This window comes from Sphingobacterium micropteri (genome assembly GCF_014692515.1).
Classification (GTDB): Bacteria; Bacteroidota; Bacteroidia; order Sphingobacteriales; family Sphingobacteriaceae; genus Sphingobacterium; species Sphingobacterium micropteri.
Map to the genome: position 1 here is coordinate 488,839 of NZ_JACOIK010000001.1, position 26,318 is coordinate 515,156.

A 26,318-nucleotide genomic window follows, 5' to 3' on the forward strand; every position below is an offset into this window, starting at 1 on the left:
TAATGAAATTCTATACAACTAAACTATTGGTAATACTAGTCTTGTTATTGTCATCTTGCGAGAAATTCCTAGGAGAAAAGTCATCAGCAAAAATAGCTTCTCCTTCATCTATAGAGGACGTTGAGCTACTCTCAAAAGATTATGGTAAACTCAACGCAGCATATCCGTATGCCGCAGAAATTGCATCGGATAATTTTTTTGTAAGTGATGAACACCTGAATGGTGCATCCGAGCGGGAGCGGCAAGCCTATCGCTGGGAACCAAATGATGATGTAGGACCGTTTTGGTCTTCTCCCTACCGGGCGATATTCTCGGCTAATATAATGATAGAGACATTAGACGATATAGAGACCGACGATTTACAGCGGAAAAGTAATCTTTATGCGCAAGCCTTATTTTGGCGAGCTTTTTACCATTACGCCCTGGCCAATCTATTCAGTAAACCTTATGTAAGTGGGAAGACAGAGACAGATCTTGGGCTTCCGTTGAAAAGGACAGCAGATATTAATGAAATCCCTCAACGTGCTACGATAAAGGAAACTTATGATTTTATTGTAGATGATCTGAAAAACGCTATTCCTTCGTTAGCGCTAACAGATGCTAACAAATACCAACCTAATAAAGCTTCTGGGTATGGCTTGCTGGCCAGGATATTTCTCGCAATGGGGCGATATGATGAGGCGGTGCTATATGCGGACTCGTGTTTACAGTTACAATCGACTTTGATCGACTATAACAATATCAATAGAGCGCAGAATATTCCATTTCTTGCGCGGAATGAGGAAGTAATTTTGGATGTGCAGGCCTCCGTTTCGAATTTATTGAATAGGGCACGAGGTAGGGTGGACACGCTCCTGATCAAAGCTTATGATAAGCATGATTTACGACTGGAAGCGTTCTTTACACAAAATGATGATGGTACGAACGGTTTCAAGGGACATTATTCGGGAGCAAGTGCCGCAATACAATTTGTGGGGCTGGCTACGAACGAAATGTATCTAATAAGGGCCGAATGTAACGCGCGTGCTGGAGAGATCGATAAGGCGCTTGCAGATTTGAATACTTTACTGAAAAACCGCTGGGATAAGAATAGTTTTTCGGAAGTGACGGTGCGTGAACAAGAGACGCTCTTGGATATTATCCTGTTGGAAAGACGAAAGGAATTACTTTTTCGTTGTTTGCGCTGGTCGGATTTACGGCGATTGAACCAAGAAAATCGATTTAAAACGGTGCTGTATAGAGGGCTTAATGACGATATGCTAATTCTGGAGCCGGAGAGTATCCGATACGTGTTTAAAATACTTCGGGAATCTGTGTTGTTTAGCGGAATAGAACAAAATCCGTAATACATTCCCCTCTCGTCATGCTAATGAGAGGGGAATGTATCCCGTTGCTATTCCTTCATGGAAATTTGTGGACTAGCTGGCTCGCCTGCCTGTTCTGAAGACCAAAGTTGACTGCTTACAGCATCGAATTCAGATTGAACAGGTGTATTCCCATCTCCTGTATTGGTGGGAAGATTTACACCACAAACATGTTCTCCCGGTTCACAATCTGGTTCTGCTAGCTGGTAATTATTGATATTTTGAATATCTTCTTGATCAGTAGAATTTGATGTGTACTCGTAGAAGAACGAAGTCTGGGTTTTCTCTAACCCAAACGACATAAGCGTCGTTCCTGCAATGGCTAAAGCTGCTAAAGCCATTGCATTTTTAAGGATGAATTTTTTCATCTTTTTAAATTTAGAATGTTTAAAAAATTGTTTTTATGTTGTCTTTTGGCCGACAAGCCCTCTGCAGCGCCTAACCCGGAGTCGCTGTTTCGTTGTAAACCTCGTTGTAAAAAATAACCCCATATACTGAGCGCAAGGAAAAATAGATTGAACCAGAAGTGTTGCGTCCAGCTCATCCCGCTGATTACCGAACCACAGCCACAGGGTAGTTTCTCCCATGCGCCCAGCAGCGCGATGCCGATGTAGCTGGTAAAGGCTGCCATCAAGAGCGATGACAGCCTAAAACCCACCAACCGAAACCTACCACTCACTATGCATATGGCAGCTATGATCTCTAAAAGAGGTAATGTATAAATCAACATTTGACCCAATGTATCCGAAAATGGTTGACGGAGGATACCAGATTTGAATGCTTGGAAATATACCAGCTTATCCAAGCTTGCCGGTATCCACAACAATAGCAGTGCAATGCTGATCAGGGGGACGATATGTGTTTTTGTTTTCATGGCATAACAAATTTAGGTCGCTTTTTATTGCAACTATTTGTAAATCAATAATTTATTTTTAATTTTTCTTGTTTTTATCTGGTTTTTACTTTACCTTTGGTTTAACTAATTAAAACTTCTTCTTTTTTCTTCTATATATGACTTGCAAAACAGTGGGCTTCGTACCTACTGGAGAGCAATATATTTTATAATCAGCTGATGTTCAGTTAAATAATTTCGTATAGAAATTGTTTCTAAAAATGAAGGCATGGGGAAAAGCAACCCAGATAACGACACGACATACTTCCGCTTACTGCTTGTACAGCCGGAGAAGGCCATTGCGGCCATCTACGGTCGTTATGGCAAAAGATTGCGTAAATATCTGTTCGTTTTCTGCCAGCAGGACGAGGATTTTATAAAAGTGGTTATATCGGAGACGTTGACCATTCTATGGGAGAAAAGGAATGAGGTTGCCGTTTACGACAAACCATACTTCTGGATGCAGCGTGTGGCTGAAAAGCAGGCACTATATCTTTTAAGAAAGGAAGGGAAACACAACCACGTAGAACTGGAAGGCAAATACCTGGAAATGGCGGGAGACGACCATGCCGACCGACAGCTCAGGGCGAAGGAACTGGAAGAGATGATAAACGAAGCCTTGGATAACTTACCACCCAGGGAACGTGAAATTTTTAGAGCATCCATGTTGGACGAGCTAAGCAATCAAGAGGTAATGCAGAAATTCAATGTAGCCGAACAGACGGTGAAAAATACGATTGTTCGGGCGAAGAAGAAGGTAATGCGCATGTTAAAGCACATGCTTTCCATGTTTGTTTAACAAGATTTAGGCAATAAACAGATGATCTACAAAAAGAAATATGTGAAGGCGTTGATTCGGAAGCAGATAAAGGGAGTGCTGACGCCACGGGAGGCAGGGGAGCTGGATGCCTGCCGGCTGATCTATACACACGACGAAATACAGGAGATGATTGCCGAGGTCCTCTTAAGTATGGAGGATGATGAACTGCCTCCAATGCCCTTGGATGATTGGAAGCCGGATTTTAAGGCGATCATCCGAAAGGCTGAAAAGCGTAGTCGAAGCGGACAATCGCTTTGGCGTAAAATAGGATGGGGGGCTGCCGTTTTTTTGCCGATACTGTCAATCCTTTTCTATTGGTATGCAACGCGTGAACAGTTACCGGATTTTATACATGGGCCTTGTGCTGGGTTTACTGCCGATGTCGAGGTTCCCCTTACCGAATCGGTCGTATCTTTAAAGTGGGATGGCGCTGAGGTGATGCGGGTGCCGAGTGAAAAGCATGGGGAGGTGTTGCGCACAGCCGATCTGCGGGTTTTCAAAACAAAACAAGGGGTGTTTCAGCTACGGGAATCTGATGACGGAATAAAATCTACTGGAACGGAACAAGGCATAACGGTAGCAACAGGCGCGCAGCAACAGGCCATGGTCGAGTTGCTGGATGGTACACGTATACGGCTAAACGCGCAGTCGACATTGCAATATATGCCGTATAGGCAAAAAGAGGAGCAGATTACAATACATGGGGAGGCGTATATAGAACGATCGGATAAAATCAAAGCGAAGACGTTGCTGATTGGTACGAGCAATGGCTTTGTAAAATCGCTGTACGGAGATTTTGCGTTGTTAAGTTTAGATGATCTTACCAGAGCCGCGACTTTAAGGGGGGAGTTAAGCTTACATTCTAAACGCCGCGCTGACACGGTCGTGTTGGATCGTTATGGTGCGCAGGGTTCGATCATTTCGTATGCTAAATCGAAAGATGGCGGTGTTAAAGATACGTTGCGGTATGAAGCTATTACAAATACAGATGCCATATTGGTATGGACGAAAGCGGTACGGAAATATAAGGATGTTCCCCTGCGGGAGTTTGTAGCACAGATGAGCTTCTGGTACGGCTTTCGGGTAAAAGATTATACCTGTTTGCCGGCAGACCGACGTATCACAACTACGGTGTGTTACCGAAAGGATAGGGAGGCCGTATTTGCTGCTATACGCGAAGCCGGTGTGTTACTTTACGAAAGTAAAGGGATGATCAGCTTTTGTCCGGAAGAGGCCAAATTGCCGAAAGATGTGGGGGCTATGTTAGCATGGTGGGAATAACGTCTTATCGCTCGTATTATTTCACCGTCCTCTTTGTGCTAATAACAATCCTGTTCCACGCATTTATCGTGGCAATGGCCATGATGATCTGGGCGATGTAATGTTCGTCAAAAAGTTTCGCCGCATGTTCATAGGTAGCATCAGTTAACCCGTTCTGATTGATGAGGGTTACTTCTTCGGTGATGGCTAAAATCACTTTTTCTTCCTCCGTAAATAATGCTGTTTCTTTCCAGGCATTGAGCAAGAAAATGCGTTGCGCCGTTTCTCCCTGTTTTAAGGCATCCGAGGTGTGCATATGGATGCAGAAAGCACATCCATTGATCTGCGAAGCACGTATTTTAATTAACCCTAGATGGATTTTGGAAAGTTGCGAGTTTTGTAGGTAATTCTCTAAACCCAGCATAGCTTGAAAGCCATTGGGCTCTGTCTGTTGCATATCGAATCTGTTTTCCATCTGCTATTTATGTTTATACTAACCAAAATAGATAAGAATTATGACAAAAGCAAAACAGGTAGGCAAGTTTTGGATAGTAAGCAACATCCACGATTTGACTACGTCAATCATTGATTTAACTACGTCTATCCGTTTGGATACAACCAACTTTGTCCTATTGTTTTAACGTAATAAAAATGAAGAAAATGGAAACAAGAAAAGTATGGTTGGTTACCGGAGCTTCAAAAGGCTTGGGACATACATTGGTGAAAAAACTTTTACAAAACAACTATGCGGTTGTCGCTACATCACGGCGCGTTGCATCGCTTATCGAAGAGATAGGAAATACATCGGAGGTCTTTCTTCCAATCGAAGTAAATGTAACGGATGACCATGATGTAAAGAAGGCTATCGAAAAAGGTATCGCACATTTCGGCAAAATTGACGTGGTCGTAAACAATGCCGGCTACGGGCAGATAGGCACTTTAGAAGAACTGAGCGACGAAGAAGCAAGAGAAAATTTCGATGTCAATGTGTTTGGCTCATTGAACGTGATCAGAAATGTAATGCCGTATCTACGTCACCAGAAATCAGGTGCAATTTTCAACATTTCATCGGTAGGTGGTCTTTTTGGAGGTTTTGCTGGATGGGGTATTTACTGTGCTACCAAATTTGCGGTTGCAGGTTTTACCGAAGCATTGGCGGAAGAGGTAAAAGCATTTGGGGTGAGCGCGACGGTTGTTTATCCGGGGTATTTCCGCACGGATTTTCTGGCGAACGGTTCTGTAAAAACACCAGCTTCAGCTATTCAGGAGTATGAAGCTGCTCGTGAGTCCGAAAAAACACACCTGAATAATATCAGCGGCAATCAGCCGAACGATCCGGAGAAAGCTGCAGATGTATTGATCGCTATCAGTAAAGAAGATACCCCGCCGGTTCATTTATTATTGGGCACCGATGCCTACGACATGGCGAAAAATAAGGCGGATTTGCTAAATAAAGATATCGAACAATGGAAAAGCTACACGCTGTCCACCGCTTTCTAATGAGCCACGGTAAAAAATAAAACGATATAAAGAAAATAAGTAAATTAGTCCTCATGGAAAATACATTCCGCTTTAATTCTATTGCAGAATTTCACAAGTTTTGCAGTTTGCCGAACCCTGAACATCCGTTGATCAGCTTGATCGATTACAGCAAGGTTGCTTATCCGATCAATGATAGCCAGATGAAATGGATTCAGGATTTTTATTCGGTGGGGTTAAAGCGGAATGTCAATGCGAAGTTCAATTACGGACAACAGCAATATGATTTTGATTCGGGCGTATTGACATTTATTGCGCCACTTCAGTTTCTGAAAATAGAAATCGACCCGGATGCTGTGGTAGAACCTACAGGCTGGCTTTTGCTCATTCACCCTGATTTTCTTTGGAACACGTCCTTGGCAAAAAAGATAAAATCCTTTGACTTCTTCCGGTATTCGGTAAAGGAGGCGCTTTTTCTCTCGGATAAGGAGGAGAAAATCATGGTAGACATCCTGTTGAAAATGGAGCAGGAATACCAGTCGAATATAGACAAATTCAGCCAAGAACTCATTGTAGCACAACTGGAACTGTTGCTGATTTATGCGGAACGTTTTTATGAACGCCAGTTTTTAACCCGAAAAAAATCAAGTTACGAATTGCTGGACCGTTTTGAAAGCGTACTTTCTGATCTTTTTCAAAAAGACAATGTGCTGGAAAACGGAATGCCAACAGTCACGCTCATAGCGGAACAACTGAACATTTCACCCAACTATTTAGGAACGCTGTTGCGTTTGCACACGCAACAGACCACGCAACAGCATATTCAGAACAAGCTCATAGATTATGCCAAAGAACAACTGAGCACAACAACCCTGTCTATAAGTGAAATCGCTTATGGATTGGGCTTTGAACATCCGCAATCTTTCAGTAAGCTGTTTAAAGCAAAAACGGAGCAGACACCGTTGGCGTTTCGTAAGTCGTTTAACTAGTGCAACTCCTTATGCTTTGTCAAGCTTTACGGAGAGCCTTCCTATGCTTGTGAAATACTCATATTAGCTGTTATACATCAGTATAAGTTGTTTTTGAAGTTCGGTAGGTGTTTCGCCGAGCTTGGAGCGTACAAATTTGTTAAGTGCTGCCGGTGAATTGAAACCTAGTTCAAAAGCAATTTCTTTGTGCGAATAGGTGGAAAGTAGGAGAAGCTGCTTGATCTCATTCATAATTCGGGAATGGATAGTCTCTATGGCGGTAAGACCTGCTAACTTTTTTGTAATCTGATTCAGCTTTTTGGGTGAGAGGTGTAATTGATCTGTGTAGTAAGATACACTTCGGTCTGTCTTAAAGCTGCGTTCGAGAAGTTCTAAAAAGCTTGCGTAGACTTTTGCGTCTTCGTTTTTCAACGATTCCCTATCGACATAGGTATGAACAAATTCGACTAGTTTTAACAAGATTATTTTTATAAAAAAACGTGCTTGCTCTTTTTTTATAGAGGTAAGATCATTGTACAGCAACTCAATTTGCTTTAGCAACATCCGCGTTTCTTCCGATTCTTTTTCTGGTAAAGCAATATAGTTTAATTTGGTAGAAATATCGTAGTTATAAATACGTAATTCGTTTCGTAGAATATCGGAACAAAAAAGCACCTCATCAAACAAAACCATCTTGCCGCAAATGTTGCTGCAGACCTGTTCTTTGGAAGATAACTGCCCCGGAAATATCACCGAGATGCTGTTTTCCGTAATTTCGTAGTTCCGGTCTTCGACCTGCATTTTCATTTTGCCTTTTTCGATAAACATCAGGCAAAAATGGTCTTTGGTATGAGGTTCTCTGTATGGTTCTAATTTGTTTTGATTTAAATCAAAAATGTGAAAGGGCGTAATAGCCCTTTCAAAATTCGTTTGTATATCTTTTAAATGATGGGTGGTCATATATCTTTTTAAATTAATATCGATAGCGCAAAAACTGTGCTGCAATGTTGGTTACTAAAAAAATAAATTCACCCCATATAGCTTTTGTGGGCCAAGATCTTACGCGTTATTATGCCTCAATAGCTTCCTTCAAAGCTTTTGCGGCTTCAGCAGGGTCTTCTGCACCATAAATTGCTCCTCCAGCAACAGCTACTGTTGCACCTGCAGCGACAACGTCTTTGATTGTCTGTAAATTAACCCCGCCTGCTACCGAAAAGGGTACCTGTGCTTCTCTACCTTCGTTGATTAAGGTTGCAACGGAGTAACCGGGAAGTGCCTGCTCGTCGAGACCAGCATGTAGTTCTACAAATGCTACGCCAAATGCTGTTACTTCTTTTGCTCGTTTTACGCGATCTTTAACGCCGATGGTGTCTACGACTACTTGTTTGCCGTGTTTTTTTGCGGCCTCTACAGCTCCTTTGATTGTTGCATCATCTACAGTGCCCATGACTGTTACTAAATCGGCACCGGCTTTAAAGGCAATTTCGGCTTCTAATGCGCCTGTGTCTGCTGTCTTCATATCGGCAAAGACCAATTTATCGGGATGGGCATTTTTCATTGCTGTGACCACTTTTAGACCTTCTGCTTTGATCAGTGGTGTTCCTAATTCTATAATATCTACATACGGAGCTACTTTCGCCGCTAACTCCAATGCCGCTTCAGTTGTAAGCAGATCAATTGCTACTTGTAATTTTGCCATAAAAAAAATAATATAAAAATGTGTTTTGCTTATTCGAGATTGGCATGTTTCGGCCATAAATCTTCTTTAGTCAGTCCTGATTCCTTCCATAAGGTCATAAAAATGGCATCAAAAAGTAGAAGGATGGATTGCTCGAACAGACTGCCTGCGTATTGCTGGGATGTAGATACGCTGAAATCTGTCTTGATCGCTGCTGGTAGGAGTACGTATCGGTCAGCCAATTGTGCTAGCGTGCTTTTGCTATCTGCCGTTAGTACGGCCAGCGTTGCATGCTGATTTTTCGCTTTTTTCCCTGCTGTAACTAGTGTGGAGGTGGCTCCAGACCCAGAACCTACGATTAATAAATCTCCTTCTAAAATTGCCGGCGTAACGGTTTCTCCCATTACATATACCGCATAGCCGAGGTGCATAAAACGCATGGCAGCCATTTTTAATGCCAGCCCTGTTCGTCCTGCTCCAGCGAAGAAAAGCCTTTTTGAGTTTTGTATAGATGCTGCTAGTTTCTCTATAGAATCATAAGCTAACAAATTTACAATGTGCTGATTTTCATTAATAATAATGTTTAAGTTCTGTTCGTACGCTTTCTTCGTTGCCATGCTATGTCCGTTTAATCAGCAGCTATTATCTAGCGGGATGATTATTCATATTCGATGCAGCAAAGATACGCCCATGCCTTTGCTCCTTCGTTATACAAATAGGACTATGTGTTATAGATTTGATCCGTGTTTATTTTGCCCTATTCAAACGCGTAGCGATATTCTGCGCTTCTTCTACTGTGAAGTTGCCCGAAATCTGTAAACTTCCTCCAGCGATTTTTTCTTGAATGCGCGGTATCGAAATGACGGTCTTATTAACAACTATAGCCATATGCTGACCGACATGATCTTGTGTGAAGGAAGCCAGTTTTTCTTTGCCTGCTGCTGTAAGCTTAACCGAGACAACAGGTCTGCCATCTGGCGTGAACTCATGTTTGGCTGATTGGATATCGCTAAGGGAGAGAACAGCATCATCTTCCAGATGCGTCTCGGCATACGCATTCCGGTTCAATTCCTTAACCCAATAGAACCCATCGGGCTTATCCGTCGGAAAAGGTGCTGCGGGGTTTACCACGTTATCGGTAGGCTGATACGAATCGTCAGCGAAACCTTCACATACCGCGTAGAAAATCGGGGACTTGGCATGTGGCAACGATGCCAACGGTTGATCACCGCTTTTTTGCAGCGGTATCTTATGGTATTCGATTTGTGTTTCATCATCCGTATAGGAATGTTCTAGATCGGCTACCATCGCTGCGTATTGTGCCTTCCATTGTAGGATCTCGTCCCATTCGGTATCTTCGTCTTGCTTCTTATATCCGTCCTCACCGCCGTAGTTAGAGAGTTTGAGCACGTTATCTTCGAGTCGACCTGTAAAATCCTCATACGCCTTGTCCATCTTGTTATAAACCAGTACAAAATCATTGTAGGCCGCTGTGTTGGCAAAATGAAATGTTTTGAAGATGGACGAGTCTTCCGGTTGATCCATTAGGGTAATATGTTCTACCGGCTGCGTGCGGTTTGTGCTGTAAGGGTAGCTAAAGCAATTCGCGTCCGCATTGAAGACCCGATAGATAGAATCCTGATCGAACTGGGCAAAGGTTTCCCCTTCTTCAAACCCCATAAATTGCCAGCGGGACTGCTCTCCCTCGATTTGTGGGTTTTGTGTGCCATAGACTTCAAATAGATCGCGCCTGTCGGGATAAAACAGAATTTTGTCGTCCTGAAATTGGTATCGACCAAATACGGCCGTCGCATATCCATAAAGCAGAAATTGGCCATCTTCAAAAAGGCACACGCCGTCATTATAGCCATATCGGCCTATATATTGTTTTTCGTTGGGCTGACCATACGCAAAGCTAATGTGCATAGTGAGGTAGCAGAGTAGGATTATAAAGACTTTTTTCATAAGATGGGGGATGTTTCTCAACCGTTATCTTCCAATTCCCGCTTGTAAGCGGCCTTGTGCTGTTCGATTTCAGGAGGCATCTCGGGATATTGGATGTCTTTGTATTTTTTGAGTTTTTCCAATATGATCTTCGCCACCAAATACCTGGAGATAGCTTTGTTGTCTGAAGGGATGATATACCATGGGGCATGCTTCTTGGAGGTGTGCTGTATAGCTTCTTCGTAACAAGTCATATACTGATCCCACAGCTCGCGCTCTTTCAGGTCGCCCGGCGAGAACTTCCAGTTATGTTTTTCTTGTTCCAGTCGCCTTAAGAGCCTGTTTTTCTGCTCGTCCTTGCTGAGATGTAAGAAGAATTTGAAGACAATGGTTCCGTTATTTACGACGTGCTGCTCGAAGGCATTGATCTGATCATATCGTAATTTCCAGAAATCCTTCGGAATATCTTTGACAGTGTCTATGCCGGGGATATTCTCATGGAGGATATATTCGGGATGCACACGGGTCACGAGCACATTTTCGTAGTGGGTGCGGTTGAAAACACCAAACTTACCTTTTTCTGGCAGGGCGACCGCGTGACGCCATAAGTAGTCGTGTTGCAGTTCTTTAGAAGTCGGTGTTTTAAAACTATGGACGACAACGCCACGGGCATTGAATTTTTGGAATACCTCCCGGATAAGCGAATCCTTCCCCGCGGTGTCCATCCCCTGAAAACAGATCAATACGGCGTATCGGTTGTGTGCATAGATGACATCTTGAATTTTTGCGATTTGTTTTCTGACCTTTTTCAATCCTTCGATAGCCTCTTCCTCTGTTATGTCCGGGCGGACATCCGTAGGGTTATCGACCATGATAAAGTGATCGTCCGCCGTGAATTTTTTGAGCAGTTTGTTCATATTATGGTGTTTTAATGCTGGATTGTGCTGATCTGATCTTTTGAAACACTGATAACGCCTTGCAGTTTTTTAAAATGTTCTATGGCTTCATCTACCGATTTACCTTCAGGTATTTTGATGGCCAATCCGTTCAACGCATTATATTTATAGAGCACTTCTGCTCCGTAAGAAGTTGCTTCTTTCGCAATCGCTTCCAACGACGCTTCTTCTGAAAGCATGATGATTAGGTTCTTATCAATATGGGTTTCACCGCCCGGCGCGATCGTAATAACGATGGGCTTACCATTAGCTACGCCACTAATATTTTCGTCTTCATATTGCAAGGTGTACTGACCGGCCTTTTCTATTTTATATCCCTTTTTTAGGTCAAAGCTCACCGATTTCGTTTCTCCCGGCGCTACAGTATGGTAGGTGTCTGCCGGTGGCGGCATCACCCGGCGGGTCATGGCACCTATATAATTAATTTCGTTGCCCGCACTGTCTTTAACGGTAAGAAATTTACTCATCATCCCTTCAAATGGCGTATGGTACTGGGTGAATTTTAAGGTGTCGTCGGTCGGATTGGTAACGGTAAACTTGATCATGATGGCATCGCGCAGTGTATAATTTTCTTCGCCGGCTAAGGAGGCATATAATGTATAATCGTTTTGTGTTTTATCGCTATGGTTCGTTGTGTTTCTTATGGACTTACATTGTGTCGTCAATCCCAAGAGGGCTAATACAACGGCAGATTTTAAGGTGCTTTTTATCATTGTTTGTTAACTATTTGGAAAGGATCAATCAAATTTACTGCCAAATATCACTATTCGCAATGATTGCCCGAGCTTTCGATAATATGAAAAAATAGCAATTAGGGTTCTATTATGACAATCAGTGGAAGGCGGAAGACGATGAATGGGTATTATCCTACTATACGAAAAGTTTCCCGATAGCAATGGATCGGACTACGTCGGGTTGGGCAGCAATAGCCAACCTATGCTGCGCTAGTACGTTGATCTCGATATGTCATAAGTATCGAACAATTAATAGGGAAAAAAATCGTTATACCAGAAGCATATCTTAATTGCTGATGAACGTATGAAATTATACAAGATATTATTTGCAGTCATGTTGTCATTTTTGCTGGCTTCCTGCGATTTTGTAGCTAATGCTTATAAGGAGACATTTCAAGATCAGCAGCATACAGAAGTGGATACGGTGGCCAATACCGTAGCCGTGACGGCTGATTTCGGTGAGCAGAAAGAGGAAATACCTGCTGTGGAACCGATAAATATTTTGGAGGATGCTGAAAAGCTGGCCGAGGTGCAGGAAAAACTACAGGCGATGTTTCCCGGAAAACCTTTGTCCATCTATCCGCCACATATTTATTTTGATACGGATCGTATCCGCTTACAAGTGCTTGATCCGAATATCCAAGACAACATCGACTGGTATTATTATAATGCAGAAGCGGATGTATGGGAGAAGAAGGAACCGGTCAAAACGAGTGTGCGCATCGTGCGAGAACCTATTCCGCTGGCTGCGGTACAATTTAGTACGGCACATCGTGTTTACCGACAGGTGCTGGATAAAGTGACAGAAGTAGAAGGAGCCGAAGTGCCTAGCAGTGTTTATTTTACGTTCAACGTTCCACAATGGAACTGGAATGCACGTATTGTCGGTACCCGTGCAGATTATGCGTTCAAAGCCGATAAAAATGGAAAGCAATTAGAATTCAAAAAACAATAATCAGTGAAATATGGGTGCAAAGTTCTGGTTCTTTTATATGGCCTTTTTTGTTTTTGTTTTTCCGCTGTTCTTTAGCTTTTCGGGGGGCTTTCTCTCGTCGCCTATGTGGGCTACCATCTCGTTGTGTGTAGGTATAATTGCTTGGTGTATATTTATCTACAAGATTTACGTGCGTACAATCGTACAGCCGCTTAAAACGCAACGGAATATTCATCGGTTGCTTGAAGATGGAAAGCGGGTACAGGGGACGGTACAGGATAAAGTGATTTTGCTGAAAAAGCAACAGGAGGATGCGGAGATGCTGGAGATTGCTGTAAGTTTTCAAAATCTGGAGGGAACGCCTGTAAATAAGGTTTTTCAATTCGTTGACACGAAACCACATTTGAAACGGTATGAAACTGGGCGCTCCGTAGATTTACGCCTCAGTCGTACATTTCAGTCGCCCGCAGTTATCCTCGCCGATACGCAGACCCGTTTCTCATGGACAACAGGGTTCTTTGCTTGCCTTTTTGTGGTTACGTATATGTTGGGAACGTTTGCTTGGCACTACGCGACCTTTAGTAACGGTCATGGTTGGCGCTTCTTAGCCTTGTGGCACCCATGGTTGATGACCCCATTTATGGGGCTCCTTTTGTTTAACCTGCCCTTTTTACTAGGTCGATTTTTCGGTGGCGGCAAGGACAGGGAAGAAAAGCTGTTGCTTTTGGGTAAGAAAGCAACGGCTATTGTGCAGCGTGCCGAACAGACCGGTACCTATATCAATGAACAGCCGCAGATAAGACATATCTTGAAATTTACGGACGATAAAGGAAAGGAACATGTCGTAACATTTAAGAAGATTGTTTCTCTTACGGAGCTGCATAGGGTAAATGCGGATACGCGGGATATATTGTATTTACCTGACGATCCCGAACAACTTACATTCTGCTAGGGGAGTGGGAATAAAAAAACAAAATAATCATAGCTTTGTAGTCAATTAAATCGATACGATATAGATAATATGAAAAACAAAACGCTAATTTTTACGCTCTTTATCAGCATGATCGCTGTACTATCATCGTGCAATACACCAAGTGCAGACGAGTTTTTTCAGCGCACGGTATTAAATACAAATATTTTGCACGATTTTGCCCAAGAGTCTTTTACAAGAACATTGACGGCTACCATGGTTACACATCAAGGCTTGCCAGCTGGCCAGGACCAACAAAATCAAGCACAGCAGATTGTCGAAGCTAAAATTGCGTATATAGAGCAGACGATCAGTCGCATAGAAGATATGACCCCACCTGATGATGATGCGGGAGCTATCAAAGGAAAAGCTTTAGCACTTTATCACTACGTTCTTCCGGTTTATAAAAAGGAATATATGGATATTGCTACGCGTTGCGATAATAAAGAAGATCCCGAAGCCATCGAACAGTTAGCATTTGCCCTTGAAGAAAAGTATGGTGAAGGATTTGAAAACCTTTACCTCGATGTATTGGACTTGGGTAAAGCGTATGCTGAGAAACATAACCTGAATGTGAAGTTTGGTAACTAGTTAACGTTTAAATCTCGCTAATTTTTATTTGGTGTACCAGTTTGCGTATAGATAATCCCTAATACAACCAGTTATACCCTCCGCTTGTATTATTTGAAGTAATACGCGCTTAGATAGTATTTTATCGAAAATTTATAAATCTCGTAGTCAGTTGTTTAGCGTTTTTTTGTTAAAATAGTTGACAATACAACTTCGGTAAAGTGAAGTATATGCTACTCTATTGTATATATTTAATCTAAATAAGAGTTGAAGTCTGCAAATATTTAGAGATTACTATTTAATTTATATGCTTAAGCTGGTTCTTCCGAAATAGGAAGGACAAAAAAACTATTACAATGAAATCAGCAATACTATCTATCTTGTTCTCCTATTCTGTAGTGGGATTATTTGCCCAGACAACGTTGTCGGGGAAAGTTTTTAATGGAGATGGACTACCGATACAAGATGCTACTGTTCGCCTTTTGCGCTTACCGGATTCTACGTTGATTATGCAAACCAATGTTTCAAAGGATGGTTCATTCGAAATGCGTGCGCTAAAGAGGGGAGAATATATTATGCATTATAGTTCAGTGGGTTATATTTCAGATTTTAGTGAGTCTTATACATTAGCAGACGGTCATCAAACAGCAATTCCCATGTTTCTGCAATCAACAGAGGAGGCAATAGAGGCTGTAGAAGTATTTGGAAAACAGGCGAGTATTCGTCAATACGCGGATAAGATGGTGGTTGATGTAGAGGGAAGTGTTTTGGCAGAAGGAAATAATGTGTTGGAGTTACTGGAGAAAACACCGGGACTGGTTTCCGATGGAAAAGGGAATTTTTCTATCCAAGGACGTGCTGGTGCCAATGTGCGTATAGATGGACGTGATATGTACGTATCGGGTGAACAATTGGCTAGTATATTGCGTGGATTACAAGCATCTGAAGTTTCAAAATTGGAGCTTATGAGCAATCCTTCTGCTCGTGAAGATGCTTCGGGTACAGCGGGTATTATCAATATTGTGACCAAGCGTAATGCTAAAGTTGGTTTCGGGGGAGATGTATTTTTACGTGCCGCGCAGGGGCGGGAGTTTCATGGTGGCTTAGGTGGTGGATTACATTACAAAGTCAATGGCATAGATATGTATGTGCAGGGAACTAAAAGCTACGACCGCACAAATAGCCATAATCTGACCGAAAGAAGCTTTTATGACCAAGGGGATTTACGATCCTTTCAACGACAAAGTGAACGGAAAAATCTAGATGATGCGACGTTTCATAGCGTGCGTGCGGGCGCAAAGTATGAATTTGCTGATGGAGGGATACTGGATGGAAGCGTGCATTGGATGGAGGGTAATTATAAACCATATGCAACGATCGATATGGATACATGGCGTTATCCTGGCGATGTGTACACTGAACGTGCAATTAGTAATAATCGCTTTGATGAGTCTTTTAAAAATTGGACATTTAATGTTAATTATTCGAATAAATATGAGGGTGAAGATCACTTTTTGAAATTCAATTTTGATTTTGCTCCCCACGGTAATGACTATAATAACCGTTTTGAAACGGATGTTTTTCATCTTAAGCAGGATACGAAAACCTCTACGGGACGTACCAATGTGCAAGATTTGAGTAATACAACTTACGCGGGAAGACTTGATTATAGTAGGCCGCTTGCCGATGCAAGTAAAATTGAACTTGGCTGGAAAGGAACATACTTTTTTATCAATAATGATGTGGTCAATACCGTATTGGATAATGGTAATTGGATACAGGATATCGCTACTTCTAATCGTTTCCAATATACGCAACATATTGAGGCGCTGTATGCCATTTATTCGGGGAAGTATAAGCAATTCGAGTACCAAGCCGGTTTGCGGGGTGAGTACACGTTTATAAATGCGAATCAGGTTACGTTGAACAAGAAAAATGACCAACGGTATTTTGATCTGTTCCCAAGTGGATCTTTACTATATAACCTGAATGACAATAATACGTTAAGAACGTCATTTAGTAGTCGTATAGAACGACCAGGTGATCATGATATCAATGTATTTCGTATCTACGAGGACGCCTATAGTTACTACGAAGGAAATCCAGACTTAAAACCGGAGAAGAGCTATATCACCGAAATAGGCCATGGATTTAAAAATAGATTGTTTACCACGTTAGGTGTTTCTTATGGACGGGATATTATCAATTGGATTATTCGTCAAGGAGACCAAATAGGCGAAAACTTATCCAGACCCGAAAATATTGGACGTTACCTTAATTACAGCGCGAGTGTCATGTATAATCAAACATTGAGTTCTTGGTGGACGGCGAGCCACTACGCCAATGCTTTTTATAATGACTATTCGGGTGAGATCGGCAATGTGAGCTTAGACGCCAAAGGATCGAGCTGGACCGTGAATAGTCGTCACACGCTACAATTTAAATATGGATTTCGCTCCGAAATTTCCTTGTACTATCTTTCCGGAGTTACAACCGGACCGTCGCGGACAGATCAAAGATATGGTATGGATTTAGCAGCAGAGAAGAAAATGTTTGGTGACCGCGGAATGATTAAATTAGCTGTAAATGGGTTGCTTAGAAATGCTAATCCGCAGTTAACTAGTGAATACGGAGACTTAAAAATATTTTATTCGGATTTCCCAGATAATAGGAAAGTCCTATTGTCATTGAGTTATCGTTTTGGAAGCTAGCAGAATTTATTTAATTAAAGCTCTTTCGGAATTCCAGGGGTGTTTGATTTGTCTTTTGCTTGAATAGTTTACTGAAAGACTGTGAATGTTCAAAACCAAGTTCGTATGCAATCTCACTGACAGAAAGCGGTGTATTCGATAGTTTTTCTTTCGCGCGTTCGATCACTTTATTTTGGATATGTTGCCGGGCATTTTGCCCGGTAAGATGCTTTAGTGTGCTGCTCAAATAATCTGGAGAGAGGTGCAGTTCATCGCTCACGTATTGTACGGTAGGCAAGCCTTTCTCAATCAATGCATCGCTTCTAAAATAGTGATCAAGCACCTTTTCGAACCGGGTTAAGATTTCGTGGTTGTTTTGGTCTCTAGTGAGGAACTGCCGTTTGTAAAAACGTTCGGAATAGTTTAACAGCAATTCGATCTGGGAAATAATAATATTTTTACTGAAATCATCCATATTACCCGAATACTCTTGTTGAATCTGTCGAAATATTTCCAGAATAATTTTTTCTTCCTTTTCGGATAAAAACAGCGCTTCATTGACTTCATATCCGAAGAATTCATACTGCTTCATCTTCTCGGCAAGGCTGGTGTTCCAAAGAAAATCAGGATGAAGAAGTAAGATATACCCGGAGGGCGAGCGGTGCACATCATCCTTGGTGTATTGGACTTGGAGTACTTGCTGTGGCGCAAAAAAGGTCATCAAGCCCTCGTCAAAATCATAGGATTGCTGCCCGTAACGGTATTTCCCTACGACGTCTTTTTTCAAGGCGATGCTATAAAACGATTTCAAATAATGAAAATGTCCCTCTACTTTAAGCAGATCAGCATAGTTTACCACACTGATCAGCGGGTGATCAGGAAGCGGTATGCCATTCAATCGGTGAAATTCAGTGATGGTTTTGATCTGCATTAACGTCGCCATAAATCGCTAGGGTTAAAGAAAAGCAGAAGATACAAACTTCTACTTTTCTTTTTACTTTTTTTGTTAAATATTCATTCCACCGGAAACTTCAATGCGCTGTGCATTGATCCAACGTGCTTCTTCTGTACATAAAAATGCCACTACGCCACCGATATCTTCAGGTAGACCTGCTCGACCTAAGGCCGTGACCGAAGCAACAGCTGTATTGTATTGCTCGTTATCCCGAACAGCCCCACCACCAAAATCGGTCTCTATTGCGCCGGGTGCAATGGTGTTGGCCCGGATTCCTTTGCTGCCTAATTCTTTTGCTAAATAACGCGAGAAAACCTCGATACCGCCTTTCATCATAGCATAGGCAGCATATCCAGGCATACTGAATCTTGCCAAACCGGAAGAAACATTGATAATGCCGCCACCTGTATTCAGTATCGGAATAAGTTTCTGTGTTAAGAAAAATACGCCTTTTAGATGGATATTTGAAAGGATATCAAACTGTTCTTCGGTAGTTTCTGCAATAGAATTTCCAAGCCCGATGCCCGCATTGTTAACTAAAAAATCAATTGTTTCTTTTCCTAGTTTTTCTTTTAACGTGGTTTTGATCTCCCTGACGACCGTATCAAAACTACCTATTTCTGAGGTGTCCAGTTGCAGTGCAAAAGCTTTTTGGCCTTTGGCTTCAATGGCCTCAACGATTTTGGCAGCTTCTTCTTTATTGCTTTTATACGTTAGGACTACATCCAATCCTTTTTCTGCAATGCGCAGTGCCATGTCTTTTCCTAAACCGCGGCTTCCGCCGGTTACGAATGCTATTTTACTCATTGTTTTTCTTTTTTATGATGACAATACAAAGATCATTCTAATATTGAGGTTATTTGTATCTCAAAACGGGATACTTGTAGCCAAAACCGACTATACCTACCCACATCGAATTATAAATATTATCAGGGACGATAAGCTAGCTACTGACATGCTATTGTCATTCACCTATTTATTTTTGTGTTTAAATAAACAGTAAAAAAGGTATGAAAAACGAAAGAAAAGAATTTGACGAGCAAACTTATTCGCTCAAAACTAGCCCCGAAATGACAAATCTACAAGAAGAATGGGAAGCGACAAACAACGAAACTAGTTCCGATGAACCGACGCATGACGAAGAACACTATTCGGCGTTAGAAGAGGGTACATTGGTGGAGAGCGATATCGCGAAACAGGCGAATAGGCTTGCGATAAACTATGTTAGGAGCTTACTGCTGTTTTAGTTTCCCGGTAAACATTTCTGAATTTCTCCATATGGGGCTAGGTGTTTATTTCTATGACAACCAACGCTTGATATGGATTAGACTTCAGTTGCCACCTTTGCAAACTTGTTTCTGTATTCAATGGGGGTAAGTCCGGTGATTTTCTTAAAGATATCTCGAAACGCTTTGGTATCGGTATACCCCACATCAAACATGATTTCGGTAACATTCTTTCTGGATGCTTCAAAGAAATTTTTGGCGGCCTCTATCCGTACCCGCTGGATATATTCGATGGGGGTGTTATTGGTGGCTTCTTTAAATCGTCTTTCGAAAGTTCTACGGCCTATATAAACTAAATTGGCTAACGTCTCTATGGATATTTTATGTTGATAGTGCGTTTCAATGTAGTCCTGTACTTCTTGAATAGCATCATCCCCATGATTCCGTTGGCCTTTGAAAATAGCAAATTGAGATTGGTTATCACGTCCCATATCCAATGCGAAATATTTTGAAATCATAATCGCTGTTTCCCTATCCGAAAACTTTTCAACCAGATATAGTATCAGATTCCATAGACTATTTGCCCCGCCGCTGCTATAAATATTATCGTGCTCGGTGATAATAGCGCCATCTTCCACTTCTATATCAGGATATCGCTCTTTAAATTCGTTCACATGTGCCCAGTGTGTAGAACATTTCTTGCCGCTAAGTAGGCCTGTTTCAGCTAAAAGAAAGGCACCAATACATAAGCTAGCCAGGCTTGAACCTTTTTCATATAGCTTTTTAAAGTAAGGTATTGCTTCTGCATTGGCTTGGATTCCTTTAACGGTATCCCCAAAGGTCGGTGGAATGATCAATAAGTCAGTTTCGGCTACATCCTGGAGTAACCGATTGGTCTTAATCATGTATTCCCCATTGTTGGCTGGTACATACTCCCGCAAGCCGACGTACTCTACCGTAAAGGCGGGTTTTTTACCGAATACGGTTAAGAACTCGTTGGCGGTTTGAAAGGTTCTAAACGCCGGTGTGACAGCCTCAATAACGCCATATTCAGGTACAAAAACAGAAATCTGCATAACAACGAAATTATTTAGGTGACAAGTTAGCAAATAGTTTTGTCATAATTTACCCCTAAGGCTGTCGTTTTCACAACAGCCTAGATGTTCTACTCGCACGTAACTTTGTATTGTAAGTTATAATCATATATTGAAATTTTAAACAACGCGATCATAAACTATTAATTTTTACAAAAATGAAAAGGAATAAAATAATCTTTTGGGTGGCAACGACCATCATTATCCTTTGGGAGGGCGTTATGCCGCTTAGTACCTTGATATTTTCGCCTCAGTATGCGACGACGGGTACGGAGCCTTTAGGCTATCCCGATTACTTTGCATACACACTGATTATCTGTAAAGCACTCGGTGTTTTGGCAATTTCCTATCCTGGAGTGCCTGCTAAATTAAAAGAATGGGCATATGCCGGCCTTACCTTTAGCTTGATCTATGCGTTCATTAGTCATGCTTGTGTAGACCAAAATATAGGTTATATGCTTTTGCCACTGGTGGTGCTGGGTATTCTTGCTGTTTCTTATCGGTATAACCTTAAAATCCAGAACAATGGCTAAAACAAATTATCAAACCATCGATGAATACCATCAGGCATTTAACGGTGAAACATTAGCTCGGATGCAGACTATCCGAAAAATCATCCACGAAGTAGTACCAGATGCAGTAGAATGCATCAGCTATCAAATTCCTTGCTTTAAATACCATGGGTATATGATATACTACTGCGCATTTCCCAAACATATCTCGTTATCCCATCCATATAGCGACGCGTTTTGGGAACATTTTAAGGCTGATCTGCAGGGATATAAAACGAGTAAGTCGGTCATACAGATTCCGACGGATAAGCCCCTGCCCGAAGCGTTAATTAGAAAAATAATAACGTTCAGGAAGAAAGAAAATGAAGAAAAAAGAGAAAAAAATAAATAGTTCACTTAAATTAATTTTAATATCATGGAAAACACAGTATCATTACACAGGATAATCCAGGCAAGTCCTGAGAAAGTATTTCGCGCATTTTCAGATCCAATAGCGCATGCAACTTGGTTACCGCCTTATGGCTTTGTCTGTACCGTACAAGAGATGGACTTTAAGGTAGGGGGGAAGTACCATATGACATTTATTAATTTCAGTACAGGGAACGGCCACTCTTTTGGGGGAACGTATGTAGAATTAAAACCCAATGCGTTTATAAAATTCACCGATAAGTTTGACGATCCTGCAATGCCGGGAGAAATGACAACCACCGTATGGCTAAACGAGGTTTCGTGTGGTACAGAGCTGAAAGTGGTACAGGAGGGGATTCCGGAAATGATTCCTGCAGAGATGTGTTACTTAGGTTGGCAGGAATCGCTTGACAAATTAATAAAATTGGTAGAACCGGAAATACCAGATGGGCAATAAGCTATGACCATCCCGAATGCTCGTAAATACGTGAGTGCTGTCTTTATTACTTTTTCCGGTAATTGCAGAGAAGCACTCACGTATTACCAAACTTGCTTTGGCGGTTCACTTCAGTTCGAAACTTTTGAAAAAGAAGAGTTATCCGTCACAGAAAGACCAGTCGTTATTGGTTCACTTTTTTCTAATAAGCTCATTATCCACGGCTCAGATCTCGTACACAACGAAGGAAGAATACTAGGGAATTATATGGCTGCTTTTCTGCATTGTAAGACTGTGGAGGAAAGACAGACACTGATTGAAAAACTGGAACGCGGTAAAGAATATCATGCCATTATTGATGATGAGAATCAGAAATTGGTAGAAATAATCGATATATTTGAAGTGAGGTGGATATTGGCAGTGTAATTATCGCTGCAGGAGGTGCGTGACTGACGAAAGGGATAAACCAAGTGTGCTAATGAAGAAAGTGATCATCATCGAAGATGAACCGGCAGCGGTAAAGGAGCTCAAAACCTTGATTGAACAGGAAGAAGACTTTCAGTTCCTGGGACATGCCGGCTCGTTGGAAGATGCCCTAAAACTGATTCGGGAGCAACAGCCCGATCTTGTTTTTATGGATATCAATCTCTACGATTGCCTAGCTTTTGACATTTTAAATGAACTTGAACACCTACCCAAGCATGTTATCTTTGTAACCGCATATAACCAATATGCGATTAAGGCTATTAAATATGGGGCTTTAGACTATCTGTTGAAACCGATAGATGAGCAGGAATTTAAAGAAGCAATCACCCGTTTCCGTAATCAGCAGGAAAGCGTAGGTATAAAAGAGCAACTCTCTTTGACGGAGAACAACTTACAACACAATAGGACGCCACGGCATATCGCATTGCCCGCACTGGGACAGGTGAGGATTGTACCCTTGACGGACATCCGCTATTGCCAAGGTGACGGGCCATATACGCATTTTTTTCTGGTGTCGGGCAAAAAAGAGACCGTATCCAAGCCGTTGAAATTTTATGAAACGTTGCTGCCTGAACACGAATTTATACGGACGCATCAATCCTATATCGTTCATATTCCTTTTGTAAAATCGATTTTGAAACATGCGTCCATCTTGATGGACGGTAATGAAGAAATTCCGATTTCTTATCGTCGGAAAAATGATATTATGGCTAAGTTAATTCGTTGAGCGATGAGACGGGAGGTCGTTTATCTGTTGATATTATTTACAGGGATGTCTTTATTTTCCTGTCGTGAACATAAGGAGCATACACGGACGGATGTTTCGAGTGTAGCGAAAAAAATCAATCACTTGCAAACGGTCACACTTTCTGCTTCCAATCACGACTCGTTGATGCGAGCCTGGAAAGATCTGTTGCACATGCCGGAGGTTAATGCGCATAATCTGTATGCAGCCAAAGTAAATTTCCAATTGGCAAAAGGCTATGGCATGTCCAAACAAAATGATTCTGCAGCTTTTTATCTGGAAAAGGCGTTTGTACGTATAGAAGCGGAGCCTGGAAATTTGGACGAAAAAGCACGTATTTATCAGGGTATAGGGAATGTCAGCCTTGCAGACGGGCATCTGCATCGTGCAAATTATTATTATAATAAGGCTGCGGCCATTGTGTTGGCGGATAGTACCGTGGATTTAGATGCTTCCGCTAAAGCGTCGATCTTACTGGCAGCTGCGCAAAGCAACCAGCAGTTTCAACGGCTGGATCTGGCTTTGGAGATGAATAGAACGGCGTTGTCAATTTCCGAATTGCTACCGGAAAAACATATTAACCGTCAGCGGCCGCTTACGCAGCTTGTCCAGACGTTGTACTATAGTAAATCCGATGTGGATAGCATCGGGTATTTTGTGCAAAAGCTCGAGGATTTACAACGTAAGTTCCCAGAAGTGTATGATGTGTTTTTTGTATATGAAAGTAAAACGCTCTATTACGACTTGAAAAACGAGGTAGACTCGGTTTTGAAGTATCAGTTACTGAAAATTGATCTGCAGGAGCAAGTGGTGGAAAGGAACCCGCTTGTCGGCACGGCGGTGAATAACTTGTTTATTTCGTATGTTAACATCGCGGGTTTATATGCGGATAGGAAAAACCTGACGGAAGCGCAGGCGTTTTTTACGAAAGCCGACCAGCTGGCACAGCGGCATCCGACGGTTATGGTGTATGATAATGCCATCGTTTACCATAGGAACCTCGAAAATTTTTATACGCTTTCCGGACGTTTGGCGCAGGCATTGACCGAATCGCGTGAAGTTGCCCGTATTCAGGAAGAGCTCTATGCGATGCAGAACACACAGGCTATCGCCGAGATGAGCAGCTTGTATGAAATCCAGGCACAAGAACGTTCGATTAATTCATTGAACGAAAGTCTGCAGATTAAAGAATTGGAGCTACAGCGAAACCGGCTGTGGATGACCATGGGAATTCTGGTTGTTCTGATACTGTTGTTGATTTTATCTTTTATCTATTATGGCATTAGACAACGAAGAATTCGCCAGGAGAAAGATAAGGTAATTCTGAAGCAACAGTTGTTGCGGACGCAGATGGAGCCGCATTTTATTTTCAATACGCTCACGGCCTTACAGAGCTATATCCGCCGGGGAGAATCCAATGAGGCTATTCAGTATCTCAGTCGCTTCAGCAAATTGCTGCGGAATTCGCTTGAACTGAGTAGGGAGGAGTGGAGTTCCTTGGATCAGGAGATCGAAACCCTGAAGCATTATCTTGTTTTGCAACAGATGCGTTTTGATCATGCTTTTTCGTATCGTATCCAATTGCCAGATGGAATGGATACCTCTGAAATCCGGATTCCGCCGATGCTCATCCAGCCTTTTGTAGAGAATGCGATTTTACATGGAGTGGATATGAAGAATGGAGAAGGTTTCATCAGCATAGATTTTTCGGAAGTGGGCGATCTATTGCGTGTTGATATCATGGACAGCGGACGCGTAAAGACCGAACGTAAGTCGCCTTCGAATCATCGTTCCCTTTCGGGCGACATCAGCCGGGAAAGGTTGACGTTACTAGGAAAAAATGCCCGTGTCGAATCGGATAAGAATGACAACGGAGGGACAACGGTAACGCTGTTTATACCAATTGCTTGATCTAGGCCTACGAATTGTAATCCGATACCAGCAAATTTTAACTCTATGCACGAATTCGGTAATCTTATACTAACTTGTATGCAGGTTGTCAAAAGCAACAAGATATGCGATGGTTGGTTTACATAATAATGGTCGCCGTGCTAACGGCATGCACCTCGACCCGAAGTCTTTCCAGGAAGTTTTCGGAGAAACCGGAGGTTATCGGCGAACAGTTTGCCGGTTCGAGCTATGCAAATACGCCGATAGATACTACTGGACGGTATGGTCGTGTATCGCTTTGGCGTAAATTGGCTCCCTATCGGTCAGTGAAAGATTCATTGCCCGAAATTGCGGCAAACGCACATATCCGGCTGTCGCTGGAAGACAATAAAACCTTAAAAGTAACGGCTTCTGAAAACCAACAAGCTGTAGCGATTTTTGAAATTCCCGTTCGCAGACGGGGGGAATATTTAATCCTTGAAAACAAAACACGCATCATTCCGATTCCCTTTATTTACTTCTCTGTAAAAGAAAATAAAACGATACTGGTACTGCTGAAAAACAATCGGATCGGTATTTATGATTACGACGACGAAAGCTTATGGATTCTGTTTTTCGGGGCAAGTAATACGGCAGCGGCTATCTATGAATATGAACCGATCACCCCATGAAGAGTATCATGCCATGACAAACCTAATCAATATCCTATGCCAGATTTTATTTATGTTATGGCTCTGTATGATCTTGTCTTGCGGAGGAAGATCTTTGGAGGAATCGTCTGCGGGTAAACAGGATAGTGTGTCCGCAAACACCGAAGAGAATAACATACATGATAAAATGGGTGCTTCCATGGCCGACGAATATGTGCAGACGAAAATTGGAATCAGCAACGGGTATTGGAAAAACAGCTCCGGGAAGGTGCGAATATATACAACGAGGTGACCGATATTCCAAAAGACGCGTTCGGAATGGATGAACTGCAAGCCGTAAGCTTCAATTTGTCAAATTTTCTCGGAAACAATGGATATCGCCCTATTGGAAACGAAGTTTTTGCCAAAAGAATCAAGGAAATTTTTGGCAGACACCTACCCACGGATAGTGGCGAGCATTTTCTGTACGTGGATCTTTTGGAAGCGGACTGTATTCATAAGCCTATCTACCATCGGAATAACGGTGTTGACTATAACGGTTTCTTTCGAACAATATAAATTCAAAAAGAAGGACAATGGCCAGTCATGGTCAGATCACAGGATGATGGGGAGATTCCGGTTGATGCTCAACGAAAAACAACGGAAGATACTAGTGGA

The 26,318-nt window shown here is 42.1% G+C and carries 32 protein-coding genes; 20 read left to right on the forward strand and 12 right to left on the reverse strand.

Annotated features, from left to right (window positions below):
* The first annotated feature begins 2 nt into the window (after positions 1–2).
* A complete protein-coding gene (locus H8B06_RS02125; protein WP_190992612.1) occupies positions 3–1,346 on the forward strand; it encodes a RagB/SusD family nutrient uptake outer membrane protein in 1,344 nt (447 codons plus the stop codon).
* A gap of 47 nt (positions 1,347–1,393) precedes the next feature.
* Here H8B06_RS02125 and H8B06_RS02130 read toward each other — a convergent pair whose 3' ends face one another.
* Together H8B06_RS02130 and H8B06_RS02135 are read right to left on the reverse strand one after the other, a co-directional pair.
* Positions 1,394–1,732, reverse strand: coding sequence for a hypothetical protein (locus H8B06_RS02130; RefSeq protein WP_190992613.1), 339 nt, complete (start codon positions 1,730–1,732; stop codon positions 1,394–1,396).
* On the reverse strand, positions 1,729–2,238 hold the full coding sequence (locus tag H8B06_RS02135) for a MauE/DoxX family redox-associated membrane protein (protein ID WP_190992614.1): 510 nt from the start codon (positions 2,236–2,238) through the stop codon (positions 1,729–1,731). The genes H8B06_RS02130 and H8B06_RS02135 overlap by 4 nt, the downstream gene beginning before the upstream one ends.
* Before the next feature lie 247 nt (positions 2,239–2,485).
* Here H8B06_RS02135 and H8B06_RS02140 point away from each other — a divergent pair, with 247 nt between their 5' ends.
* Both H8B06_RS02140 and H8B06_RS02145 read left to right on the forward strand, forming a co-directional pair.
* Positions 2,486–3,055 carry an RNA polymerase sigma factor gene (locus H8B06_RS02140; RefSeq protein WP_190992615.1) on the forward strand — a complete coding sequence of 190 codons (570 nt, stop codon included), beginning with the start codon at positions 2,486–2,488 and terminating at the stop codon, positions 3,053–3,055.
* A gap of 21 nt (positions 3,056–3,076) precedes the next feature.
* Complete coding sequence (locus tag H8B06_RS02145; protein WP_190992616.1) at positions 3,077–4,357, forward strand: FecR domain-containing protein; 1,281 nt, start codon at positions 3,077–3,079, stop codon at positions 4,355–4,357.
* Positions 4,358–4,373: 16 nt separating this feature from the next.
* Here the strand turns inward: H8B06_RS02145 and H8B06_RS02150 are convergent, their stop codons facing one another.
* Positions 4,374–4,811 carry a carboxymuconolactone decarboxylase family protein gene (locus tag H8B06_RS02150; protein WP_190992617.1) on the reverse strand — a complete coding sequence of 146 codons (438 nt, stop codon included), beginning with the start codon at positions 4,809–4,811 and terminating at the stop codon, positions 4,374–4,376.
* Between the two features lie 40 nt (positions 4,812–4,851).
* Between H8B06_RS02150 and H8B06_RS20780 the strand changes: the two genes are divergently transcribed.
* The 3 genes from H8B06_RS20780 to H8B06_RS02160 are packed head-to-tail and all read left to right on the forward strand — an operon-like array spanning position 4,852 to position 6,804.
* On the forward strand, positions 4,852–4,977 hold the full coding sequence (locus tag H8B06_RS20780) for a hypothetical protein (protein WP_262891589.1): 126 nt from the start codon (positions 4,852–4,854) through the stop codon (positions 4,975–4,977).
* A gap of 19 nt (positions 4,978–4,996) precedes the next feature.
* Positions 4,997–5,836, forward strand: coding sequence for an SDR family NAD(P)-dependent oxidoreductase (locus tag H8B06_RS02155; protein WP_190992618.1), 840 nt, complete (start codon positions 4,997–4,999; stop codon positions 5,834–5,836).
* 53 nt (positions 5,837–5,889) lie between these two features.
* Positions 5,890–6,804 carry a helix-turn-helix domain-containing protein gene (locus H8B06_RS02160; protein WP_190992619.1) on the forward strand — a complete coding sequence of 305 codons (915 nt, stop codon included), beginning with the start codon at positions 5,890–5,892 and terminating at the stop codon, positions 6,802–6,804.
* Positions 6,805–6,867: 63 nt separating this feature from the next.
* On the opposite strand, the gene H8B06_RS02165 is transcribed toward H8B06_RS02160, so the two are convergent.
* The 6 genes from H8B06_RS02165 to H8B06_RS02190 all read right to left on the reverse strand — a co-directional run bounded on the left by H8B06_RS02165 (position 6,868) and on the right by H8B06_RS02190 (position 12,074).
* Entirely contained in the window at positions 6,868–7,743 is an 876-nt protein-coding gene (locus H8B06_RS02165; protein ID WP_190992620.1) for an AraC family transcriptional regulator, read from the reverse strand.
* Positions 7,744–7,852: 109 nt separating this feature from the next.
* Positions 7,853–8,482: a 3-hexulose-6-phosphate synthase gene (gene hxlA / locus H8B06_RS02170; RefSeq protein ID WP_190992621.1), complete on the reverse strand. Its 630-nt coding sequence runs from the start codon at positions 8,480–8,482 to the stop codon at positions 7,853–7,855.
* Between the two features lie 29 nt (positions 8,483–8,511).
* The gene (gene hxlB / locus H8B06_RS02175; RefSeq protein WP_190992622.1) at positions 8,512–9,078 is read right to left on the reverse strand and encodes a 6-phospho-3-hexuloisomerase; all 567 of its coding nucleotides are present in this window, start codon (positions 9,076–9,078) and stop codon (positions 8,512–8,514) included.
* 130 nt (positions 9,079–9,208) lie between these two features.
* The gene (locus H8B06_RS02180; protein ID WP_190992623.1) at positions 9,209–10,426 is read right to left on the reverse strand and encodes a SecDF P1 head subdomain-containing protein; all 1,218 of its coding nucleotides are present in this window, start codon (positions 10,424–10,426) and stop codon (positions 9,209–9,211) included.
* 17 nt (positions 10,427–10,443) lie between these two features.
* A complete protein-coding gene (locus tag H8B06_RS02185) occupies positions 10,444–11,322 on the reverse strand; it encodes a PPK2 family polyphosphate kinase (RefSeq protein WP_190992624.1) in 879 nt (292 codons plus the stop codon).
* Positions 11,323–11,333: 11 nt separating this feature from the next.
* On the reverse strand, positions 11,334–12,074 hold the full coding sequence (locus H8B06_RS02190; protein WP_190992625.1) for a S8 family serine peptidase: 741 nt from the start codon (positions 12,072–12,074) through the stop codon (positions 11,334–11,336).
* A 325-nt stretch (positions 12,075–12,399) separates the two neighbouring features.
* Here H8B06_RS02190 and H8B06_RS02195 point away from each other — a divergent pair, with 325 nt between their 5' ends.
* The 4 genes from H8B06_RS02195 to H8B06_RS02210 all read left to right on the forward strand — a co-directional run bounded on the left by H8B06_RS02195 (position 12,400) and on the right by H8B06_RS02210 (position 17,280).
* Positions 12,400–13,050, forward strand: a complete 651-nt coding sequence (locus H8B06_RS02195; RefSeq protein WP_190992626.1) for a hypothetical protein — start codon at positions 12,400–12,402, stop codon at positions 13,048–13,050.
* A gap of 10 nt (positions 13,051–13,060) precedes the next feature.
* Positions 13,061–13,981 carry a hypothetical protein gene (locus H8B06_RS02200; protein ID WP_190992627.1) on the forward strand — a complete coding sequence of 307 codons (921 nt, stop codon included), beginning with the start codon at positions 13,061–13,063 and terminating at the stop codon, positions 13,979–13,981.
* A 69-nt stretch (positions 13,982–14,050) separates the two neighbouring features.
* A complete protein-coding gene (locus H8B06_RS02205; RefSeq protein ID WP_190992628.1) occupies positions 14,051–14,590 on the forward strand; it encodes a hypothetical protein in 540 nt (179 codons plus the stop codon).
* Between the two features lie 335 nt (positions 14,591–14,925).
* On the forward strand, positions 14,926–17,280 hold the full coding sequence (locus H8B06_RS02210) for a TonB-dependent receptor domain-containing protein (RefSeq protein ID WP_190992629.1): 2,355 nt from the start codon (positions 14,926–14,928) through the stop codon (positions 17,278–17,280).
* A gap of 10 nt (positions 17,281–17,290) precedes the next feature.
* Here the strand turns inward: H8B06_RS02210 and H8B06_RS02215 are convergent, their stop codons facing one another.
* Entirely contained in the window at positions 17,291–18,202 is a 912-nt protein-coding gene (locus H8B06_RS02215; protein WP_190992630.1) for a helix-turn-helix domain-containing protein, read from the reverse strand.
* A gap of 63 nt (positions 18,203–18,265) precedes the next feature.
* Complete coding sequence (locus tag H8B06_RS02220; protein ID WP_190992631.1) at positions 18,266–19,021, reverse strand: SDR family NAD(P)-dependent oxidoreductase; 756 nt, start codon at positions 19,019–19,021, stop codon at positions 18,266–18,268.
* A gap of 203 nt (positions 19,022–19,224) precedes the next feature.
* Between H8B06_RS02220 and H8B06_RS02225 the strand changes: the two genes are divergently transcribed.
* Complete coding sequence (locus tag H8B06_RS02225; protein ID WP_190992632.1) at positions 19,225–19,461, forward strand: hypothetical protein; 237 nt, start codon at positions 19,225–19,227, stop codon at positions 19,459–19,461.
* A gap of 77 nt (positions 19,462–19,538) precedes the next feature.
* Here H8B06_RS02225 and H8B06_RS02230 read toward each other — a convergent pair whose 3' ends face one another.
* Positions 19,539–20,516: a GlxA family transcriptional regulator gene (locus H8B06_RS02230; RefSeq protein WP_190992633.1), complete on the reverse strand. Its 978-nt coding sequence runs from the start codon at positions 20,514–20,516 to the stop codon at positions 19,539–19,541.
* Between the two features lie 176 nt (positions 20,517–20,692).
* On the opposite strand from H8B06_RS02230, the gene H8B06_RS02235 reads away from it, so the two are divergent.
* The 9 genes from H8B06_RS02235 to H8B06_RS02275 all read left to right on the forward strand — a co-directional run bounded on the left by H8B06_RS02235 (position 20,693) and on the right by H8B06_RS02275 (position 26,219).
* A complete protein-coding gene (locus tag H8B06_RS02235) occupies positions 20,693–21,067 on the forward strand; it encodes a DoxX family protein (protein WP_190992634.1) in 375 nt (124 codons plus the stop codon).
* Positions 21,060–21,437 carry an iron chaperone gene (locus H8B06_RS02240; RefSeq protein ID WP_190992635.1) on the forward strand — a complete coding sequence of 126 codons (378 nt, stop codon included), beginning with the start codon at positions 21,060–21,062 and terminating at the stop codon, positions 21,435–21,437. The genes H8B06_RS02235 and H8B06_RS02240 overlap by 8 nt, the downstream gene beginning before the upstream one ends.
* A 24-nt stretch (positions 21,438–21,461) precedes the next feature.
* Positions 21,462–21,911, forward strand: a complete 450-nt coding sequence (locus H8B06_RS02245) for an SRPBCC family protein (protein ID WP_223857418.1) — start codon at positions 21,462–21,464, stop codon at positions 21,909–21,911.
* A 3-nt stretch (positions 21,912–21,914) separates the two neighbouring features.
* Positions 21,915–22,316, forward strand: coding sequence for a VOC family protein (locus tag H8B06_RS02250; protein WP_190992636.1), 402 nt, complete (start codon positions 21,915–21,917; stop codon positions 22,314–22,316).
* Between the two features lie 52 nt (positions 22,317–22,368).
* Positions 22,369–23,103: a LytR/AlgR family response regulator transcription factor gene (locus tag H8B06_RS02255; RefSeq protein WP_190992637.1), complete on the forward strand. Its 735-nt coding sequence runs from the start codon at positions 22,369–22,371 to the stop codon at positions 23,101–23,103.
* A gap of 3 nt (positions 23,104–23,106) precedes the next feature.
* Entirely contained in the window at positions 23,107–25,032 is a 1,926-nt protein-coding gene (locus tag H8B06_RS02260; protein ID WP_190992638.1) for a histidine kinase, read from the forward strand.
* A 104-nt stretch (positions 25,033–25,136) separates the two neighbouring features.
* Positions 25,137–25,682, forward strand: coding sequence for a hypothetical protein (locus H8B06_RS02265; protein ID WP_190992639.1), 546 nt, complete (start codon positions 25,137–25,139; stop codon positions 25,680–25,682).
* Positions 25,657–25,953, forward strand: a complete 297-nt coding sequence (locus tag H8B06_RS02270) for a hypothetical protein (RefSeq protein ID WP_223857419.1) — start codon at positions 25,657–25,659, stop codon at positions 25,951–25,953. The genes H8B06_RS02265 and H8B06_RS02270 overlap by 26 nt, the downstream gene beginning before the upstream one ends.
* Positions 25,908–26,219 (forward strand): hypothetical protein, encoded by a 312-nt coding sequence (locus H8B06_RS02275; RefSeq protein ID WP_190992641.1) that lies wholly within the window; start codon positions 25,908–25,910, stop codon positions 26,217–26,219. Before H8B06_RS02270 ends, H8B06_RS02275 begins: the two co-directional genes overlap by 46 nt.
* The last annotated feature ends 99 nt before the right edge of the window (positions 26,220–26,318 follow it).

Coding starts and splice junctions, on each gene's coding strand:
- H8B06_RS02125 (WP_190992612.1), top strand. CDS start 3: ATGAAATTCTATACAACTAAACTATTGGTAATACTAGTCTTGTTATTG.
- H8B06_RS02130 (WP_190992613.1), bottom strand. CDS start 1,732: ATGAAAAAATTCATCCTTAAAAATGCAATGGCTTTAGCAGCTTTAGCC.
- H8B06_RS02135 (WP_190992614.1), bottom strand. CDS start 2,238: ATGAAAACAAAAACACATATCGTCCCCCTGATCAGCATTGCACTGCTA.
- H8B06_RS02140 (WP_190992615.1), top strand. CDS start 2,486: ATGGGGAAAAGCAACCCAGATAACGACACGACATACTTCCGCTTACTG.
- H8B06_RS02145 (WP_190992616.1), top strand. CDS start 3,077: ATGATCTACAAAAAGAAATATGTGAAGGCGTTGATTCGGAAGCAGATA.
- H8B06_RS02150 (WP_190992617.1), bottom strand. CDS start 4,811: ATGGAAAACAGATTCGATATGCAACAGACAGAGCCCAATGGCTTTCAA.
- H8B06_RS20780 (WP_262891589.1), top strand. CDS start 4,852: ATGACAAAAGCAAAACAGGTAGGCAAGTTTTGGATAGTAAGCAACATC.
- H8B06_RS02155 (WP_190992618.1), top strand. CDS start 4,997: ATGGAAACAAGAAAAGTATGGTTGGTTACCGGAGCTTCAAAAGGCTTG.
- H8B06_RS02160 (WP_190992619.1), top strand. CDS start 5,890: ATGGAAAATACATTCCGCTTTAATTCTATTGCAGAATTTCACAAGTTT.
- H8B06_RS02165 (WP_190992620.1), bottom strand. CDS start 7,743: ATGACCACCCATCATTTAAAAGATATACAAACGAATTTTGAAAGGGCT.
- hxlA (WP_190992621.1), bottom strand. CDS start 8,482: ATGGCAAAATTACAAGTAGCAATTGATCTGCTTACAACTGAAGCGGCA.
- hxlB (WP_190992622.1), bottom strand. CDS start 9,078: ATGGCAACGAAGAAAGCGTACGAACAGAACTTAAACATTATTATTAAT.
- H8B06_RS02180 (WP_190992623.1), bottom strand. CDS start 10,426: ATGAAAAAAGTCTTTATAATCCTACTCTGCTACCTCACTATGCACATT.
- H8B06_RS02185 (WP_190992624.1), bottom strand. CDS start 11,322: ATGAACAAACTGCTCAAAAAATTCACGGCGGACGATCACTTTATCATG.
- H8B06_RS02190 (WP_190992625.1), bottom strand. CDS start 12,074: ATGATAAAAAGCACCTTAAAATCTGCCGTTGTATTAGCCCTCTTGGGA.
- H8B06_RS02195 (WP_190992626.1), top strand. CDS start 12,400: ATGAAATTATACAAGATATTATTTGCAGTCATGTTGTCATTTTTGCTG.
- H8B06_RS02200 (WP_190992627.1), top strand. CDS start 13,061: ATGGGTGCAAAGTTCTGGTTCTTTTATATGGCCTTTTTTGTTTTTGTT.
- H8B06_RS02205 (WP_190992628.1), top strand. CDS start 14,051: ATGAAAAACAAAACGCTAATTTTTACGCTCTTTATCAGCATGATCGCT.
- H8B06_RS02210 (WP_190992629.1), top strand. CDS start 14,926: ATGAAATCAGCAATACTATCTATCTTGTTCTCCTATTCTGTAGTGGGA.
- H8B06_RS02215 (WP_190992630.1), bottom strand. CDS start 18,202: ATGGCGACGTTAATGCAGATCAAAACCATCACTGAATTTCACCGATTG.
- H8B06_RS02220 (WP_190992631.1), bottom strand. CDS start 19,021: ATGAGTAAAATAGCATTCGTAACCGGCGGAAGCCGCGGTTTAGGAAAA.
- H8B06_RS02225 (WP_190992632.1), top strand. CDS start 19,225: ATGAAAAACGAAAGAAAAGAATTTGACGAGCAAACTTATTCGCTCAAA.
- H8B06_RS02230 (WP_190992633.1), bottom strand. CDS start 20,516: ATGCAGATTTCTGTTTTTGTACCTGAATATGGCGTTATTGAGGCTGTC.
- H8B06_RS02235 (WP_190992634.1), top strand. CDS start 20,693: ATGAAAAGGAATAAAATAATCTTTTGGGTGGCAACGACCATCATTATC.
- H8B06_RS02240 (WP_190992635.1), top strand. CDS start 21,060: ATGGCTAAAACAAATTATCAAACCATCGATGAATACCATCAGGCATTT.
- H8B06_RS02245 (WP_223857418.1), top strand. CDS start 21,462: ATGGAAAACACAGTATCATTACACAGGATAATCCAGGCAAGTCCTGAG.
- H8B06_RS02250 (WP_190992636.1), top strand. CDS start 21,915: ATGACCATCCCGAATGCTCGTAAATACGTGAGTGCTGTCTTTATTACT.
- H8B06_RS02255 (WP_190992637.1), top strand. CDS start 22,369: ATGAAGAAAGTGATCATCATCGAAGATGAACCGGCAGCGGTAAAGGAG.
- H8B06_RS02260 (WP_190992638.1), top strand. CDS start 23,107: ATGAGACGGGAGGTCGTTTATCTGTTGATATTATTTACAGGGATGTCT.
- H8B06_RS02265 (WP_190992639.1), top strand. CDS start 25,137: ATGCGATGGTTGGTTTACATAATAATGGTCGCCGTGCTAACGGCATGC.
- H8B06_RS02270 (WP_223857419.1), top strand. CDS start 25,657: ATGAATATGAACCGATCACCCCATGAAGAGTATCATGCCATGACAAAC.